The organism is Tenuifilum sp., from assembly GCF_037481895.1.
Classification (GTDB): domain Bacteria; phylum Bacteroidota; class Bacteroidia; order Bacteroidales; family Tenuifilaceae; genus Tenuifilum; species Tenuifilum osseticum.
Genome location: NZ_JBBFKU010000016.1, coordinates 1 through 17,442 on the forward strand (window position 1 = coordinate 1; position 17,442 = coordinate 17,442).

The 17,442-nt window shown below is 43.4% G+C and carries 15 protein-coding genes; 13 read left to right on the forward strand and 2 right to left on the reverse strand.

What is annotated here, in order from left to right:
* Positions 1–53: 53 nt before the first annotated feature.
* The gene (locus tag WHS63_RS06385; protein ID WP_445204383.1) at positions 54–380 is read right to left on the reverse strand and encodes a helix-turn-helix domain-containing protein; all 327 of its coding nucleotides are present in this window, start codon (positions 378–380) and stop codon (positions 54–56) included.
* 66 nt (positions 381–446) lie between these two features.
* Entirely contained in the window at positions 447–2,459 is a 2,013-nt protein-coding gene (locus tag WHS63_RS06390; protein WP_445204384.1) for a thioredoxin domain-containing protein, read from the reverse strand.
* 129 nt (positions 2,460–2,588) lie between these two features.
* Here WHS63_RS06390 and WHS63_RS06395 point away from each other — a divergent pair, with 129 nt between their 5' ends.
* From WHS63_RS06395 to WHS63_RS06455, 13 genes are all read left to right on the forward strand, one after another.
* Positions 2,589–4,001, forward strand: coding sequence for a thioredoxin-like domain-containing protein (locus WHS63_RS06395; RefSeq protein WP_445204385.1), 1,413 nt, complete (start codon positions 2,589–2,591; stop codon positions 3,999–4,001).
* An 852-nt stretch (positions 4,002–4,853) separates the two neighbouring features.
* The gene (locus WHS63_RS06400) at positions 4,854–5,765 is read left to right on the forward strand and encodes an ATP-binding protein (RefSeq protein WP_445204386.1); all 912 of its coding nucleotides are present in this window, start codon (positions 4,854–4,856) and stop codon (positions 5,763–5,765) included.
* 53 nt (positions 5,766–5,818) lie between these two features.
* Positions 5,819–7,465, forward strand: a complete 1,647-nt coding sequence (gene hcp, locus WHS63_RS06405; protein ID WP_445204387.1) for a hydroxylamine reductase — start codon at positions 5,819–5,821, stop codon at positions 7,463–7,465.
* Positions 7,466–7,547: 82 nt separating this feature from the next.
* Positions 7,548–7,871: a cupin domain-containing protein gene (locus WHS63_RS06410; RefSeq protein WP_445204438.1), complete on the forward strand. Its 324-nt coding sequence runs from the start codon at positions 7,548–7,550 to the stop codon at positions 7,869–7,871.
* A 61-nt stretch (positions 7,872–7,932) separates the two neighbouring features.
* On the forward strand, positions 7,933–9,165 hold the full coding sequence (locus WHS63_RS06415; protein ID WP_445204388.1) for a DUF438 domain-containing protein: 1,233 nt from the start codon (positions 7,933–7,935) through the stop codon (positions 9,163–9,165).
* Positions 9,166–9,167: 2 nt separating this feature from the next.
* Positions 9,168–9,689: a DUF1858 domain-containing protein gene (locus WHS63_RS06420; protein ID WP_445204389.1), complete on the forward strand. Its 522-nt coding sequence runs from the start codon at positions 9,168–9,170 to the stop codon at positions 9,687–9,689.
* A gap of 33 nt (positions 9,690–9,722) precedes the next feature.
* On the forward strand, positions 9,723–11,228 hold the full coding sequence (locus tag WHS63_RS06425) for a PepSY-associated TM helix domain-containing protein (RefSeq protein ID WP_445204390.1): 1,506 nt from the start codon (positions 9,723–9,725) through the stop codon (positions 11,226–11,228).
* 40 nt (positions 11,229–11,268) lie between these two features.
* Positions 11,269–11,856, forward strand: coding sequence for a cytochrome c nitrite reductase small subunit (gene nrfH, locus WHS63_RS06430; RefSeq protein WP_445204391.1), 588 nt, complete (start codon positions 11,269–11,271; stop codon positions 11,854–11,856).
* Positions 11,857–11,875: 19 nt separating this feature from the next.
* On the forward strand, positions 11,876–13,387 hold the full coding sequence (nrfA, locus tag WHS63_RS06435) for an ammonia-forming cytochrome c nitrite reductase (RefSeq protein ID WP_369488228.1): 1,512 nt from the start codon (positions 11,876–11,878) through the stop codon (positions 13,385–13,387).
* 11 nt (positions 13,388–13,398) lie between these two features.
* Positions 13,399–14,619 (forward strand): hypothetical protein, encoded by a 1,221-nt coding sequence (locus tag WHS63_RS06440; RefSeq protein WP_445204392.1) that lies wholly within the window; start codon positions 13,399–13,401, stop codon positions 14,617–14,619.
* Positions 14,620–14,623: 4 nt separating this feature from the next.
* On the forward strand, positions 14,624–15,409 hold the full coding sequence (locus tag WHS63_RS06445; protein ID WP_445204393.1) for a cytochrome c biogenesis protein: 786 nt from the start codon (positions 14,624–14,626) through the stop codon (positions 15,407–15,409).
* Positions 15,410–15,423: 14 nt separating this feature from the next.
* A complete protein-coding gene (locus WHS63_RS06450; RefSeq protein WP_445204394.1) occupies positions 15,424–15,732 on the forward strand; it encodes a cupin domain-containing protein in 309 nt (102 codons plus the stop codon).
* Positions 15,733–16,244: 512 nt separating this feature from the next.
* Positions 16,245–17,393 (forward strand): hypothetical protein, encoded by a 1,149-nt coding sequence (locus WHS63_RS06455; protein ID WP_445204395.1) that lies wholly within the window; start codon positions 16,245–16,247, stop codon positions 17,391–17,393.
* Positions 17,394–17,442: the final 49 nt, after the last annotated feature.

Below are 17,442 nucleotides of genomic sequence, written 5' to 3' on the forward strand. Positions count from 1 at the left end.
TGCCATCCTTACCGCATTGGCCACCCTGATTCCCTGGGCAACATACCTGCCTATCACCTCCCGTTTCTGGTCTGCTGTCCAAACTTTTTTTTTAGGAGCTCATCCTTCAGCTTGGACTCTAACTCCTTCTCTGCCAGCAGCTCCTTCAGCAGCCTGTTCTCCTTCTCAAGCCGCTTTATGCGGGCATCGGCGCTCTTACCCCGCCGATCCTCCAGGCCCTCAAGCCCTGAGGCCTGGTACCGGTTTAGCCAGTCGTAGTATAGCACCCTCGATATGCCATGCTTACGACAGCCTGCCGTAACCCCTAGGTGCTGGATATCCAGGAGAATCCTCTCCTTTTCCTGGGGTGTCCGTTTGTGAATTTGTTTTACCATCAGCATAAAAGTACAATTTTAGTTTGTACTTTTAGTCTAGTTTTATAGGGGGTCAAACCATATGCGTTCCAACTAAACATAGTACTCATAGCTAATAGCGTTAGTCCACTTTACAATATCTTCGGAATTATCGGTAGGCGACTGGCAGGTATTTCCTATGCAGAGCAGGTACTTGTTGGGTATATCGGTTGAATGCAGGAACTTTAGCTTAGGGTAAACCAATTTTGAGGCTATCAACATTTTGGCAGCATTCAAATCATCGCCATTTACCTTTATTTCAGCAACTGGCAGAATGGTACTCAAAAGCTGCAATGCCCAAGTATGAACAAAAACATTGCCCTGTTTAATATGGTTCCCTACGTTAGCAATCATTTGCAATGCAATTGTGCCATACTCACTGCTAGTATCGTGTTCGGCAAGTGCAAGCAGGTTACTTACCATTACAGCCGATGCCGAAGGCATAACACCGTCCATCAGCTCCATTTTACGGGTAATAAGCTCTGTGCTGACAGGAGTGTAATAAAACATTCCTGAATTGATGTCGAAGAAAATTTCCTTAGTTTTTTGAGCCAGGTTAACAGCATAATCGTGCCATACTGTATTCTTGGTGATTTGGTAAAGATTTATCAACGCATTGATTGTATAGGCGTAATCGTCGAGCAATGCAGTACCATAAACCCTCCCTTTGCATGTAATCCGGCTAAGTGTCCAGTCGTCATTAACATGGTTATCTATCAGATAATTTGCGGATGACATGGCAAGATGAAGGTATTTATCGTAGCCAAAGGTAAGATATGCAGTGGATAGTGCCGAAATCATCAAGCTATTCCACGAGGTGATAATTTTATCATCGACAAGGGGAGGCACACGGAAATCCCTATGGTTCTTTAGTTTCATAAGGCTAGTTTTAAGCCTGTAATCAATCTCACCCTCGGGTAGTCCAAAAAGGCTCGAGAGCTGGGCATTGGTAAGGGAGCGGAATAAAATATTGGTGCTTTCCCAGTTACCGGTTGGAGTAATACCGTAAGCCACACAGAAAAGCTCTGAGTCATATCCCAATATCTGCTCAACCTCGCTTTTCCCCCAGGTGTAATAACCACCCTCAAGACCAGCCGTATCGGCATCGAGTGCGCTGAAAAAACCACCCGTTGACGATAGAAGCTGACGCTCAACAAAAGTAATAGTCTCCTCAACCACTCTCCTATACAAAGGATTTGGGTTGAGCCTATAGGCCAGGGAGTAAACCTCAATTAGCTGGGCATTATCGTAAAGCATCTTTTCAAAGTGGGGAACAAACCACTTTTCATCGACCGAGTATCGGAAAAATCCACCGCCAACGTGGTCGTATATGCCGCCGTTGGCCATTCGTTCAAGGGTAGTATCGACAAAAGCAAGTAAGTCCTTTCGCTTGGAGTGTTGCCCGGTTATCAGCAGGTATTTCAGTAAACCAGGCATGGGAAATTTGGGTGCACCCAGCGTGCCACCCAACTTAAAGTCGAGCTGATTGCGGCAGGAATTGAGGTTTTCAGCTAAAACGACATTAAGGTTAACATTACTGACATCAGCCTTAACCCTGATAATCTCAGTATTTGCAATCCCCTCGGCCAGCTCATCGGCAACCTCGTAAATGCGCTGAGGCTCGTTTTTCCATGTTTCATCGAGACTCTCAAGAATGCTAAGCCAGTTCTCCTTTGGGAAATAGGTACCTCCGTAAACCGGTCGGCCATCGGGTAAGGCAAAACAGTTTAAGGGCCAACCCCCGCGACGGGTAATAATCTGCACGGCATTCATGTAAATCTGATCGACATCGGGACGTTCCTCACGGTCAACCTTAACGCAAACGTATCTCTCATTCATGGTTTTAGCCACCTTTTCGTCCGAGAACGATTCGTGCTCCATTACATGGCACCAATGACAGCTGCTGTAACCAATGCTTATGAGCAAAAGTTTATTTTCTGCTTTAGCTTTCGCAAAAGCCTCCTCGCCCCACGGAAACCAGTCCACAGGGTTATATGCATGCTGTAAAAGGTAAGGACTAACCTCACGAACTAAACGGTTTGGCCGGGCATCTTTCCAGGTATCCATCAAATTTGGTATCTAATTTGATACACTAACAAAACAGGTTGTATTTTTGTTGAAATATAGGGCTATCAATATTGGCTCATTTCAAAAATGCTATCTTTGCTTGTTGCTTCCATGAAAATTGAATGAACTATGAAAAAGTTTTTCCTCTTTACACTCACATTGAGCTTAGTGGTTTTTGCAAGTGCATTTGCACAAAAAAACGGATACAGGATTGAAGTTAAAATTGATGGATTAACCCAGGGCGATTTATTGCTAGGCTACCACTTTGGCGATAAGAAGTATGTGAAAGATACCGCCACTGTAAATAGCAAAGGAGTTGCCGTGTTTGAAGGCGACACCCTTTTACCTGGTGGTATATACCTTGTTATACTGCCAGAGAAAAACTACTTTGAGGTGCTTGTTGATAAGAACCAGAAATTTTCAGTTGCCACATCCAAGGATAACTTGCTCGAAAACCTCAGGTTCACCAACTCTAGTGAAAACGAAGGGTTCATTAAGTACCAGCGTTTCATGATTGACATGCAGAAGCAGAGCAAGGAGCTCTCGGAACAGCTGAAGGAATCGCTTTCCGATTCGCTTAAGGCCAATGCCATCCGCGATAAAATGAACGAGCTTAACAACAAGGTTTTAGCTTACTGGGACGAGGTGGAAACCAACTACAAGGGCACCCTGCTTGCAGCAATTATAAGAGCCATGCGGAATGTTGAAGCACCCAAGCACAATATTGCCAAGGATACTCCAAAGTACGATTCGCTGGTTTGGGCGCATAACTACAACTATAACCGTTACCATTTTTTTGATAATATCGATTTTTCCGATGCTCGACTACTGCGAACCCCCATACTGGAGAGTAAAATAAATGTGTATTTCGATAGGGTTTTACTCCCCATGCCCGATAGCATTATCCCAGCAGCAATTGAACTGATAGAGAGGGCAAAGGCCAACAAGGAGATGTTCCAGTACATCCTATCTACCCTAACCAATAAGTTTCAAACTTCGGAACGAATGGGAATGGATGGTGTATTTGTGGCAGTGGCTGAAAAGTACTACCTGGGAGGCCAAGCCTGGTGGGCCGACCAGAAACTGCTCGATAAGATTGCCGAACGTGTAAAAGCCATAAAGCCCAATATTATTGGCAATGTAGCCCCTGACCTTTGGTTGCCAAACCCCAATGGGAAATATTACCGCTTAAGCGATGTTAATGCCAAGGTTACTGTTGCATACTTCTGGGATCCCGATTGTAGCCACTGTAAAAAGGTTACCCCTGAGCTGAAAAAGGTTTATGAGAAGTATAAGGGTAAAGGGTTTGAGGTGTTTGCCGTTTACACCCAGGGCGACCAGCCCAAATGGATGGAATACATAAAGACCAACGAATTAACCTGGATAAATGTTTGGGATCCTACGTTCAGCTCAAACTTCCGTAACCTCTACGATATCTATGCCACGCCTGTAATTTACGTTTTGGACAAAAACAAAAAGATTTTGGCTAAGCGAATAAGCGTGGAAACGCTCGAAAAAATCTTAGAGGAAGAGTTGAAATAGTGACTCTTTAAGGGGTAAGTACTCGGAAGAGATTTAAGGAGGAAAGGTTAGTTGATGGTAGATTAGTGTTTGGTTTTTGGTGTTTAGTGTTTAGTGTTTGGTGTTTGGGAATGGAACACTGATTCCGCAGATTTGATGGATTTTCACTGTGTAACACTGTGTAAAACCCTGTGTAACTCTGTGGGCAAAATTCTGTTTTTCTTATTATTGTCTATCTTTTTATCACCTACTGGGAAATTGCTATTATTTCATAAACCCCTACATTTACCCCATCACCTATGGCAAAATCATGCACCAAATGCTTTGCCCGTAGGGCATAGGGTTTTGTAAAAAAAACAACGGGATTGAATATCCTTACCCCCTAGGGTTACGCATTTGGGGTTTATCCACTACGGGGAAGAGAAAAACGGTGGGGCGTTGGGTTTGCTACTACAATACCATATCGCCTACGGCGAAAAAATTATCCCATGCGGGGAATAATAAAATTATAGATTTTTCAATTATATCTCCCTATCCGCTGCGCGGAAACCTACAATACCATATCGCCTACGGCGAGAATGTTCACTTACAGGGAGCCCTCAAACCGCAATCTCAACTATCAACTATCAACTATCAACTATCAACTATCAACCATCAACTATCTACTGTCAACTATCTTCAAACACTAATAGCCACTAGGTTTCCAGGAGTCTGATACGCCGCACAACTTCCGGTATTGATATATATCAACCCTCAAAACTCCAAAATCCGCACCGTGTGTAACATATGTTACAATTCGCGGAGTGGGGTTGGCCTACTTTTGTCTCAGAAAAACAAATCAACCCAATTTGATAACAATTAAAACAAACAGATATGAAGCGCGACATTATTACAATTGACAGGGACAAGTGCAACGGTTGCGGACTATGTGTTAGCGGTTGCCACGAGGGAGCCCTACAGCTTATTGATGGCAAAGCTGTTCTGATCAGCGAGCTGATGTGCGATGGACTTGGAGCCTGCATAGGCGAATGCCCCGAGGGAGCCATTACCATCGAGCACCGCGAGGCTGAGCCTTACGACGAGGTGCACACCATTAGCAAGATGGTGGCAAACGGTAAGAATACCGTTATTGCTCACCTAAAGCACCTAAAGGATTATAACGAAAAGGAATACCTGCGCCAGGGTGTTGAATGGCTGTTGGCCAACCGCGACAAACTCACGTTCAGCGTAGATGAGGTGCTACAAGCAGTGCATAACCACACCAAGGATGCCTGCGGCTGTGGCACAAGCGAGCCCAAGGTAAAGCCTCAACCCATGCATCACCATGGTGGGGGTTGTCCGGGTTCGGCAGCTCGCAGCTTTGCACAAGCCAATGCAGGTGCTGAGGGTATGGTCTCTGGCAAATCGGAGCTAACCCACTGGCCCGTACAGCTACACCTGATTAACCCACACTCGGGTCATTTCCGCGGCTCAAACCTGTTACTTGCAGCCGACTGTGTGGCGTTCAGCCTTGGCAATTTCCATAGCCAATACCTGAAGGGTAAAACCTTGGCTATTGCCTGCCCTAAGCTCGACTCAAACAAGGAATCGTATGTTGAGAAGATTACTGCGCTAATTGACGATGCACAGGTTGACACTATCACCGTGATGAAAATGGAGGTTCCCTGCTGCGGTGGGCTTGTTCAGCTAGCCCGTATGGCCATGGAACAGGCAAAACGCAAGGTTCCTATTAAGGTGATAACCGTTGGAATTCAAGGTGAAATATTAGAGTCAAATTGGGTGTAAAACTCTTAATATCTACTAATTACATTTTATTACAAACTAAAAACAATCAATTTATGAGTATGTTTTGCTATCAGTGTCAGGAAGCAGCCAAAGGAGTAGGCTGCACAATCAAGGGAGTTTGCGGTAAAAACGACGATCTTTCTAACATGATGGATCTCCTGCTCTTTGTAACCAAGGGGATTTGCGTTTACAGCACAGCGCTCCGCGAGCAAAAGGGTTACGAAAGCCCTATGGTTAACAAGTATGTCTTCGATAGCTTATTCTCCACCATTACCAATGCCAATTTTGATAAGGCAGCCATCACGAAGCGTGTTGAAAAGGGCATAGAGATTCGTAACATGCTGCGCGAGGAAGCCCAAAAGAAAGGGGTAAAGGTTGACACCACCTTTGAGGGATGCACATGGGAAGGTAAGCCCGAAGAGTTTGATGCTAAAGCTGCCACCGTGGGAATTCTGAACGAAACCAACGAGGATATCCGTTCCCTTAAGGAGCTGATTACCTACGGCGTTAAAGGGATGGCAGCCTATGCCGAGCATGCCTACAACCTTGGCTTTGAGGACACCACTGTTTACGCATTCATGCAAAAAGCCATGGCCGATATCACAAAGAATTTGAATGCCGATGAGTTGGTTGCGCTCACACTTGAAACCGGGAAGTATGGTGTGCAAACCATGGCGCTGCTCGATAAGGCCAACACCACCAGCTACGGCAACCCTGAAATCACCAAGGTAAACCTTGGAGTTCGAAACAATCCGGGAATCCTAATCAGTGGTCACGACCTTAAGGACATGGAGGAACTCCTTGCTCAAACCGAGGGCACTGGGGTTGATGTCTACACCCATAGCGAGATGCTACCCGCCAACTACTATCCTGCTTTTAAGAAATACAAACACTTTGTGGGTAACTACGGAAGCAGTTGGTGGCACCAGCGCGAGGATTTTGAGTCGTTCAATGGCCCAATCCTTTTCACCACTAACTGTATTGTTCCACCACTTGCCAACGCTAGCTATAAGGACAGGATTTACACAACCGGTGCATCCGGTCTTGAGGGCGCAAAACACATCCCCGACAGGGAGAATGGAAAACCAAAGGATTTCAGCGCAATCATTGAGCACGCAAAGCGTTGCAAACCTCCTGTTGAGATAGAGAAGGGAGAAATCATTGGCGGATTTGCTCACGAACAGGTGTTTGCTCTGGCCGACAAGGTAGTAGATGCTGTAAAATCGGGAGCTATTCGTAAGTTTATTGTAATGGCCGGATGCGATGGCCGCATGAAGGATCGCAACTACTACACCGAGTTTGCTGAGAAACTACCAAAGGATACTGTTATCCTCACGGCAGGCTGCGCAAAATATCGCTATAACAAATTACCTTTGGGCGATATTGGTGGAATTCCTCGTGTACTTGATGCCGGTCAATGCAACGATTCCTACTCTCTGGCAGTTATCGCACTTAAGCTAAAAGAGGTATTCCAACTTAATGATATCAATGAACTCCCCATTGCCTACAACATTGCATGGTATGAGCAAAAGGCTGTAATTGTTCTTCTTGCCCTACTCTACCTGGGAGTAAAGAACATTCACCTAGGCCCAACACTTCCTGCATTCCTCTCACCAAATGTAGCAAAGGTATTGGTTGAGAACTTTGGAATTGGTGGAATTACTAATGTAGATGAAGACATCAAGTTAATGGTAGGTTAGCCCTTTTTCCCAGCCGTATGCACTACGGCTGGGATTCTTCTATTAAATTGAACTAACATAAATCCAAACAGCTATGAACTTAATGAATGAATTTCCTAAGGGACAAAAGTTCAACTTTATAAATGAGGTTGAATACAGCAATGGCGGCATAGTAAGTAAAAATGTGCTAAAACGCCCAACGGGAAACATCTCGCTTTTTGCATTCGATAAGGGTGAGGGTCTAAGCGAGCACACAGCACCTTTCGATGCCGTTGTTCAGGTTATTGAAGGTAAAGCCACAATAATAATCGGTGGAACACCCCACCAGCTGGTTGCAGGCGAAACAATAATTATGCCTGCAAACATACCTCATGCGCTTCAGGCCGAGGAAAGGTTTAAAATGGTTTTAACCATGATAAAGGAATAGTTGACACTAATCAATCCCCTTGCCTTGCGATTATTATATTCCTAACTTTAAAAGAAAAAACATGAGCGAACTGATTAATAACTCCGAAAACAGGAAGAAAAAGCTCAAAGAGCTCATTCTCCGGTTACATAAAGGCGACTCAGAACAGGAAGTGCGGCAGGAACTAATACAAAGCCTGACTAATATCCCCTATGGCGAGGTAGTTGAGGTTGAGCAGGAATTGATTAGCGAAGGTTTACCGGAACAGGAAGTACTGAAACTTTGCGATGTACATTCAGCAGTGCTGAAGGGAAACATTGATCTCACAACGGTTAAGAAAATTCCTGACGGTCACCCTGTTGATGTGTTCATTAAGGAAAATAAAGAACTCAACCAGCTTTGCCAATCCATTGAGCAATCGCTCATGGAACTTGAGTCAAGTGATGCTGTTGACATCCCAAAACTGACACTCAAGCTTAGGGGACAGTTTAACGCTCTGTTTGATGTAGATAAGCACTATCAGCGAAAGGAATACCTACTTTTCCCCTTTCTTGAAAAGCAGGGAATTACTGGCCCTCCAAAGGTAATGTGGGGAAAACACGATGAAATAAGGGAGCTTATTAAAGGCTCAATTGAACTCCTGCAAACCGAAGGGATATCACGCGACGAACTAATTGCCTCAAGCGAGATTGTGCTTCGTCCTGCCATTAAAGGTGTTATGGAAATGATTATCAAGGAGGAAGAAATTCTTTTCCCCATGGCCTTGGATAAGCTTACTGAAGCTGACTGGTACGAGATTCATAAGCAGCAGCTTGAGATAGGCTTTTGCCTATACGACCCTCCTACAAAATGGAAACCATCATGGGTTGAAGGCAGCGAACTTCAGGAGTTAAACAAAACAGCCGAAAACATTCAACTTCCAACGGGTAGTTTCTCAGTGGAAGAACTTCTGGCAATCCTTAACACATTACCAGTTGATATCACATTTGTTGACAAAAACGATAAGGTTAAGTATTTCTCGCAAAGCCCCGAAAGAATATTCCAGCGTAACAGGGCTATTCTTAACCGCGATGTAAGATTATGCCATCCCCCAGCCAGTGCTCACATTGTTGATAAAATCATTGAGGACTTTAAAAGCGGAAAGGCTTCAAGAGCCCCATTCTGGATTAATATTGGTGGCAACCTAATACATATCGAGTACTTTGCATTACGAAACGAGAAAGGCGAATACCTTGGTGTTTTGGAGGTTTCGCACAATGTTTCAGTGTATCGTAAACTTGAAGGTGAACAACGTATTCTATCATATTCCAAATAGCTATGGACGAAAACAAACTCATTATAACACCTAAAACCAAGGTTTTGCAGCTAATTGAAGCATACCCGCAGCTCGAGGAGGTGCTTATTGGGTATGTTCCAGCTTTTGAAAAGCTGAAAAATCCTGTTCTAAGGAAAACAGTTGCTCGTGTTGCAACACTTCAGCAAGCTGCAGCAATAGGAAATGTTAAGGTAGAGGAACTTATTAATGTCCTCAGGAAAGCTGTAGGACAGGACTTGCTTGAGGGTGCCGATGAGATGGAGTTCACCACCCAGAAACCCCAATGGTTCGATTCTAACAAAGTTGCCTCAGAAATTGATGTAAGGGTGATGTTACAGGCTGGCGAGCAACCAGTTAACCAGATAATGGCCGATTTAACCGACCTGAGTACTGATAAAATCTACAAAGTGGTTGCCCCATTTATTACTGCGCCCTTAATTGATAAAGCTTCGAGCTTGGGAATAAAACACTGGGTAGAAAAAATTGACGATGAACACTTTAACATCTATTTCTATAAACCGTAAACATTTTACAGAAAGAAAAAGCCTTTTGCTATTATGAGTTTTTATAGTACTCTACGGAAGTACCACAAATGGCCCGCTTTAGTATTTACATTGTTTTTTTTGCTTTTTGCCATTTCGGGAGTTTTGATGAATCACCGGCAAACCATTGCCCATATCGATATCAACCGTAAGTATTTACCTAAGAACTACCAGTTAAAAAACTGGAACCTGGCATCGGTAAAAGGAGCAAGAACCATTAACTCTGATTCTATAATCCTTTATGGGGGAGTTGGGGTTTGGCTTACCAAAAGCAATTTTGAAAACTGGAAGCCCTTAATGGGTGGTATCCCGGAAGGGAGCGATTACAGAAAGATTTTTGACCTTGAAGTAACCCCAAACGGGATACTTGCTGCCACCCGTTTCGGTTTGTACTGGCTTAGCAAAGGGGCAAATCATTGGGTAAAGTTGCACCTACCCCAAAGCGATGAATTCTGCACCTCAATTGAGGTGGTCGAATCAAATATATACATTACAACACGAAATTCAATATATTACACATCGGCACAAACCCTGCAGTTTACGCCAATCGATTTGAAAGCCCCTCTAGGTTCCAAAAAAGAAATATCAACCTTCCGGCTTTTTTGGAATATTCATAGCGGCGAGATTTTTGGAATTCCCGGACGATTATTAGCCGATTTGGTTGCCTTGGTCATGATATTCTTAAGCATTACAGGCATTATCTACTTTTTATCCCCCAAAATAATTAAAAGGTACCATGAGCAATTCAGGTTCCATAAACTAAAACGTACCACCCGTTTCTCTTATAAATGGCACTTAAAGGTAGGAGCACTGGCTACATTGCTATTGGTAATATCGGGTCTAACAGGAACTTTCCTGCGACCTCCTTTCCTGCTAGCTATTGCCAATAGTCAAATAGTGCTTAACAACCAAAAGGTTTCTAACAGCTACTACTGGAACGATAAACTTCACGATTTAAGATTTGACTCAGCCAGGAAAAAGTTCATCCTGGCAACGTCCGATGGAATTTACCATTGCGCTGACTTCTCAGAGCCCTTAACCAAATTTCCCAATCAGCCACCAGTTAGCGTAATGGGTATCAATGTTCTTGAACCTCTAGACAGCGTGTTTTACCTTGTGGGAAGCTTTAGCGGATTATTCCGTTGGAACCCCGACACGGGAGAAACTTTCAACTACATAACAGGCAACCTGCATAGAAAAGAAAGCGGCCTACGAAAACCATTAGGCGAAAATGTTGTATCGGGGTACGCTCACATTTCTGGGTTAGAATACATCTTCGATTACGATAAAGGGATGGTTGCTTTGCATCATTCAAAGCCGGCTATTCCAATGCCATCAGCCGTTGCCGATGCTTTCAAATTCCCGCTGTGGAATCTGGCTCAAGAAATCCATACCGGTCGAATTTTCAGCTTTATGCTTGGCGACTTTTACATCCTGGTGGTTCCATTAACAGGCATTTTCCTTGTGGTAGTGGTATTGTCGGGCTTTATGATGTGGTATAAGCGCAAATATTTAAATTGATTCTAAACTTCTTATTACCTAAATTTGAAAAAACATCAATATGTTTGACTGGGCTAAACAGATACTAAAACGTTTTCAACCCCCACCAAACTGGCGAGTGCCAGTAATTGTATTGGCGGGTATTTTCACTGGAACAGGATTGTTTGTTTTTTATACCTCCAGGGCATGGTCGTATGTGTCCGACGACCCAGCTACGTGCGTCAATTGCCATATCATGAGGACACAATATGTTACCTGGCACCACTCATCGCATAGGGAACACGCAACCTGCAACGATTGCCACGTACCCCACGACAACATTATCCGAAAGTACTACTTTAAAGCAAACGATGGTTTGCGGCATGCCACCATCTTTACACTAAACACTTACCCCCAAACCATTTTCATGCATAAGCCTGGGCAAAGAGTGGTTCAGGAAAACTGCATACGCTGCCATGGAAACCTCACAGCCATGGTTAAAGCCAATGTCGATTTAGATGCAATACTTGCCGGAAATGGGAAACGTTGCTGGGATTGCCACCGTGAGGTACCCCATGGCACAGTAAAAAGCCTTTCCGCAACACCATATGGCACTGCACCAGTGCCTAAAACTGATACCCCTAACTGGTTAAAGAAACTGATTAAATAGATATTAAACCTATACCAACATGAAAACTCCGTTAAGTGAAAAAATTGCCAAAAATCCATGGATTGGATGGGCATTATTTCTGGGAACAATGATTGTTGTTTTTGTTCTTGGCTTACTGGCAGCCAGCATTGTTCAACGACGAACAGAAGCAAACCTAATGAATACTCCAAGGTATAAGATCGATGAGTTTGAGCCCCGAAACGAGGCATGGGGTATGGCATTTCCGCGAGAGTATCAAACCTACTCCCAGATGTCCGATACCCTTTTCCGGTCAAAATATGGCGGAAGCGCTTTTCGCGATTTACTTGACGAAGACCCAAGACTGGTAATACTCTTTGCCGGCTATGCCTTTTCAAAAGATTTTAATCAGGCACGAGGTCATGTATACTCTGTGGTGGATGTTCATAATACGTTACGCACTGGCACACCTGCCAATGAGAATGAGGGCCCTCAAAATTCAAGTTGCTGGGCTTGCAAGAGCCCCGATGTTGCCAGGGTTATGGCTAAAATGTCGCCAGCCGATTTTTACAAAACAAAGTGGTCGGCTATGCTCTCGGAAATTGTAAACCCTATTGGTTGTGCAAACTGCCACAATCCAAGCGATATGACTCTACGCCTGTTCCAAATTCCATTAAAAGAGGCTTATGAGCGTATGGGTAAGAATGTTGAGTCGTTGCCGTTAAATAAAATGCGCACTATGGTGTGCGCCCAGTGCCATGTGGAGTACTACTTTAAAGGCGATGGTAAATATGTAACCTTCCCTTGGGACAAAGGACTTAACGTTGATGACATTGAGAAGTACTACGACGAATACGCATTTGCCGACTGGATTCACCCCTTAAGCAAAACTCCAATTATAAAGGCTCAGCACCCCGATTTTGAGCTTTTCCAACATTCCATTCACTACCAGCGCGGGGTTTCATGTGCCGATTGCCATATGCCATACGTAACTGAAGGTAGCCAGAAAATTACCGACCATAAGGTTCAGAGCCCCTTAAATAACATGGAAGCCTCATGTATGGTTTGTCATAAACAAACCAAGGAAGAACTCATTAAGAACGTTTACGACAGGCAGGACAGAGTATATACCCAAAAAATTGTACTGGAAGACTTATTGGTAAAGGCACATATAGAAGCAAAATTCGCCTGGGATAATGGCGCCAATGAAAAAATGATGGAGCCAGTATTGAAACTTATCAGGCAAGCACAGTGGCGTTGGGATTTTGTAGCCGCAAGCCATGGTGCATCGTTTCATGCTCCCCTTGAGAGTATGCGAATAATTGCCGATGGAATAGAGAAAGCCTCAGAAGCGCGCTTACAGCTCTCCAGGGTACTTGCAACGTTAGGACACAACGAGCCCGTTCCCATGCCAGACCTTTCATCAAAGGAAAAAGCTCAAGCCTATGTGGGGATTGATCTGAAAAAACTTAAGGGTGAGAAAGAAGAATGGAAGAAAAATGTGCTTCCCAAGTGGTTACAATTAGCAAAAGAGCGTGAACAGAACATGCCTTTGCCTGAAAGAATAATGTAGCAATCAAAATCATGGGCAATCAATTTAAAAAGAAACCCCTTTGGCTATGGCCATGGGGTTTTTTAGAGGGTTTTATTGTGTCCGTTGGGTTATTTGTATTAGCTTTCTTTTTGGAGCTATTTGTCCCTCTATCGCTGTTCCCTAAACCCGAGTTTCCAACCAATACTCTCGTTTTAGTTACCTTTCTTTGCCTTTTAATCCTGTTAAAAATCATTTTCCCAAAATCGAAATTTTTCAATTGGCTTGCTTCGGTTAAAGCTGCTATTCCATCAATTTCGTTATTTCTTTTCTCAATCATTCTCATGGGAGTTATCCCACAGGTAGGCCGTGGCATGGGATTACCCGGGGCTTTATTTAACCTGCTGGGTTCCTGGTTGTTTTTAGTCCCTTTAATTTTTATGCTAATAACCTTAGGGGCGGCTGTAGTAAACCGTGTTTTCCCAGTTACCATAAAAAACATAATTTTCACCCTTAACCATGCCGGGCTTTGGGTTTGTTTATCGGCAGGTTTAGTAGGAAGTTCCGATAAGATTGAGGCGACCGTTCAGGTTAACCAGGGTGAAATTGCATGGTACGGAACAGCCAAGAACGGTAGTGTAATTGAATTGCCAATAGCAATTGAACTAAAAAAGTTTGAAGCACAATTCTACCAACCTCGATTGGCTTTAATGGGTAGTAGTAAGACATTCTTCCCAAAATCGGAATACGACCTAAATAGTAACCCAAGCATTAAAATTGATAACCTAACCATTCAGGTTATGCAATACTTACCCAAGGCATTTGCAACCGATTCAACCTTCATTGATGCGCGGGGTGTTCCCTTTACCGGGCCAGCTGCAATGATTCAAGTCTTTGATTCAAATGGTAAGGCCATTACAATGGGCTGGATATCGAGCCTTACCCATGTTACAGCCGAAAAGACACTTCCACTTCCCGATGGCAGAGATCTAAGACTTTTACCTGCCGAGGCAAAATACTTTGGTTCACACGCCAAAATCTATTCAAAAAAATCAAGCTCCGTAAACCAATGCCTTATTGAGGTAAACAAACCCTTTAGGGTTGATGGTTGGTGGATTTACCAGTATTCATACGATAATCTTGCTGGCCCAGACTCAACCTACAGCTCCTTTAAGGTAATCTACGACCCATGGTTACCACTGATATACATAGGATTTGCCATGATGCTCCTGGGTGGATTAGGCTTGGTTTTTATTAACGATTCAAAAAAGTAAACAAATGGTTTGGAATTATTTTGTTCCCGTTGCTCTGACTGTGATATTACTTTGGTTAGTTTCTGTTTACTTTAACCACAAAGAATCCGCAAAAGGAAAACTCATTTTATGGTATTCTGGAGTTACAGCCAGCGCTCTTTTGGGGGTATTTATTATTTTATACTGGTTCGATATTAAACGCCCGCCCATGCGAACCATGGCTGAGACTAGAATATGGTACTCTTTCCTGGTGAGCCTTGTTAGCCTAAGCGTATTTAAAGCATATCGCAGTAAAAACATGCTAACCATAGGCCTAATAATGGCCTCGGTTTTTCTGGTTGTTGATATCATTCATCCAGAATATCAGGGTAGGTTTCTTATGCCTGCTCTTCAAAGCCCCTGGTTTATACCACATGTGGTTTCGTATATGTTAGCCTATGCAGTTCTTGCATCAGCAAGCCTTTCAGTGGCTTGGACATCATTTTCAAAAGGTTCAGTTCACGATGAACTCCAGCAGCAAATGCGACTAGTATATCCCGGGTTTGCACTTTTAACGCTGGGAATGCTCCTAGGCGCTTACTGGGCTAAGTTTGCATGGGGCGACTACTGGGCATGGGACCCAAAGGAGGTTTGGGCATTAATTACCTGGTTCTTCTATCTTTTAGTTATTCATATTCACCGGTACTTGCCCACCAAGCGCAAGCTACTGGCTCGTTTAATGATTGTTGCACTGGGGGTTCTGCTAATTACCTGGCTGGGAATAAAATACTTGCCCTCTGCAAGTCAAAGCATACATGTATATGGCGGTTAAAAGAAATGAAAAAAATGATTAAAACCGAAACCCTACTGAGCGCGCCAAAGGTTCCATTCGATTTGGACGGGCGTATAATGTTTTCAAGTTCTAAAGTAGAAATGGTTCATCTAACCCTAAAACCAGGCGAGGCAATACCCGCGCACGCCAACCCATTTGGAGTGGTATTCTACATGCTTGAGGGGGAACTTGAACTTACCGTAAATAATGAATCGGCTTTACTTACCCCAAATTCAGCTACGTTTGTTGAGATTAATGAAAGTCGTTCACTTACCAATAAATCAACAAACATTGCAAGGGTTTTGGTGGTAAAAATCTTTTAGTAAATATGCCATCAGATCATCTCCTGACTGAATCCCAAAAGGTTCAAACCTTTAATTAAGTTGATGGTTGATGGTTGACAGTTGATGGTTGACGGTTGATGGTTTTTAGTGTTTGGTGTTTAGTGTTTAGTGTTTGGAAATTGAACACTGATTTCGCAGATTTGATGGATTTTCACTGTGTAACACTGTGTTAAACTCCGTGTAACACTGTGAAACTAATTGGGTTGTTGGTTGATAGTTGACAGTTGATGGTTGTAAGTAAAAGAGAGTCTATTCCGACTCATTCCGAGCATTCCGAGTATTCCGGGTATTCCGACTCATTCCGAGTATTCCGACTCATTCCGACTCATCCCCACTTAAAGCCATGCTTTTAACTTTTAACGATTAACGGCTCACGGTTCACGGCTCACGGCTCACGGCTCACCTTTCACGAATTTATCCCCTTCACTTGTAATCTTTTTCATTTTTTTGTAATTTGCCAAGGCTAAACAAGTTTTAGAAATCTAATTGCAATGAAAAAGATTGCCACTTACCTTGGAATTGCTATTGCATGTATCATTAGTATTGTTATTGCGCTTCATCTAGCCTGGTACTTTCAGAAGTCAAAGCCACTCAACATATACATACTCGACAAAACAGTAACCCAAACCGATAGAATTGAGCACAAATCGCTTGTTTGGCTGCTCAACCACTTTCGGATTGTGGGCCCCGATGGCAAATCGTACAACCATAAATCGGATTACTGGGGCTTTTTCCCCATCGATTTAAATCAGCAACTATTCGATATAAAATCGATTCGACTGAACGAGGTAGATGCCTATGCTGCCGTTTACGATGCCGCCTACTATGCCGATTGCTACGGGGTTTACTCCTACGAGTGGTATAAAACCGAAACCAAAGCCCCAAACACATCAAAGGTTTACGGAGGCCTAAACCAGAACGACTACTTGCTCCTCAAACGGATGAAGGAACTCAATAAGCTTATTATTGGTGAGTACAACATGTTTAGTTCCCCAACCAATGCACTTATCCGAACCAAAACCGAAGAACTTTTCAATGTGAGCTGGACTGGTTGGGCTGGTAAGTATTGTCCAAATCTTGGAGCAATTAACAATGGTAAGGGACCAGCCGAATGGATGGTTAAGCTATACGAGAAACAACACCAGAAACCTTGGCCAAGTAAAGGCTCAGGCATAATCCTGATTAGCAACGATGGGTTAATTGATGTACTTGAGGAAGGCTCTGACCTGCTAACCCCCATAGTAAAACTCATTACCGAACCTACCATGCCCCAATGGCAGAATAATCCAAAGGAAACTGAATTTTACGGATGGTTCGATATTATTATGGCAGGAATCGGTTCAGAGGTACTTGCCACTTTTAAGCTGGAAACAACCCCAGCAGGCGAGGAAAAATTAAAATCGTTTGGCCTAACAAACCAGTTCCCAGCTGTGGTGAAAGGCTATTCCGATAAGTTTTGCTACTACTTTGCAGGCGATTTTGCCGAAAACAGCGTTAGCATAGCCACATCAAAGCTGAAAGGGGGGAAAACGCTAAACTCTATACTTCACCTAAACTCACCAAGGAATGCTTTCTTCAACGATTTTTATCTTCCCCTAATCAGCAATATATTAAACAATTACACATCAAGGGAACAGTAAGCTTAAAAGCTAAACCCGCTTTTGTTTCGGATATTGCTTTAAAAGAAAA

Excerpts from the sequence above, each read along its gene's own strand:
- WHS63_RS06395 (WP_445204385.1), top strand. The coding sequence starts at position 2,589 with ATGAAAAAGTTTTTCCTCTTTACACTCACATTGAGCTTAGTGGTTTTT.
- WHS63_RS06440 (WP_445204392.1), top strand. The coding sequence starts at position 13,399 with ATGGGCAATCAATTTAAAAAGAAACCCCTTTGGCTATGGCCATGGGGT.
- WHS63_RS06400 (WP_445204386.1), top strand. The coding sequence starts at position 4,854 with ATGAAGCGCGACATTATTACAATTGACAGGGACAAGTGCAACGGTTGC.
- WHS63_RS06445 (WP_445204393.1), top strand. The coding sequence starts at position 14,624 with ATGGTTTGGAATTATTTTGTTCCCGTTGCTCTGACTGTGATATTACTT.
- WHS63_RS06425 (WP_445204390.1), top strand. The coding sequence starts at position 9,723 with ATGAGTTTTTATAGTACTCTACGGAAGTACCACAAATGGCCCGCTTTA.
- WHS63_RS06450 (WP_445204394.1), top strand. The coding sequence starts at position 15,424 with ATGATTAAAACCGAAACCCTACTGAGCGCGCCAAAGGTTCCATTCGAT.
- WHS63_RS06415 (WP_445204388.1), top strand. The coding sequence starts at position 7,933 with ATGAGCGAACTGATTAATAACTCCGAAAACAGGAAGAAAAAGCTCAAA.
- WHS63_RS06385 (WP_445204383.1), bottom strand. The coding sequence starts at position 380 with ATGCTGATGGTAAAACAAATTCACAAACGGACACCCCAGGAAAAGGAG.
- WHS63_RS06455 (WP_445204395.1), top strand. The coding sequence starts at position 16,245 with ATGAAAAAGATTGCCACTTACCTTGGAATTGCTATTGCATGTATCATT.
- WHS63_RS06420 (WP_445204389.1), top strand. The coding sequence starts at position 9,168 with ATGGACGAAAACAAACTCATTATAACACCTAAAACCAAGGTTTTGCAG.
- nrfA (WP_369488228.1), top strand. The coding sequence starts at position 11,876 with ATGAAAACTCCGTTAAGTGAAAAAATTGCCAAAAATCCATGGATTGGA.
- hcp (WP_445204387.1), top strand. The coding sequence starts at position 5,819 with ATGAGTATGTTTTGCTATCAGTGTCAGGAAGCAGCCAAAGGAGTAGGC.
- WHS63_RS06410 (WP_445204438.1), top strand. The coding sequence starts at position 7,548 with ATGAATGAATTTCCTAAGGGACAAAAGTTCAACTTTATAAATGAGGTT.
- nrfH (WP_445204391.1), top strand. The coding sequence starts at position 11,269 with ATGTTTGACTGGGCTAAACAGATACTAAAACGTTTTCAACCCCCACCA.
- WHS63_RS06390 (WP_445204384.1), bottom strand. The coding sequence starts at position 2,459 with ATGGATACCTGGAAAGATGCCCGGCCAAACCGTTTAGTTCGTGAGGTT.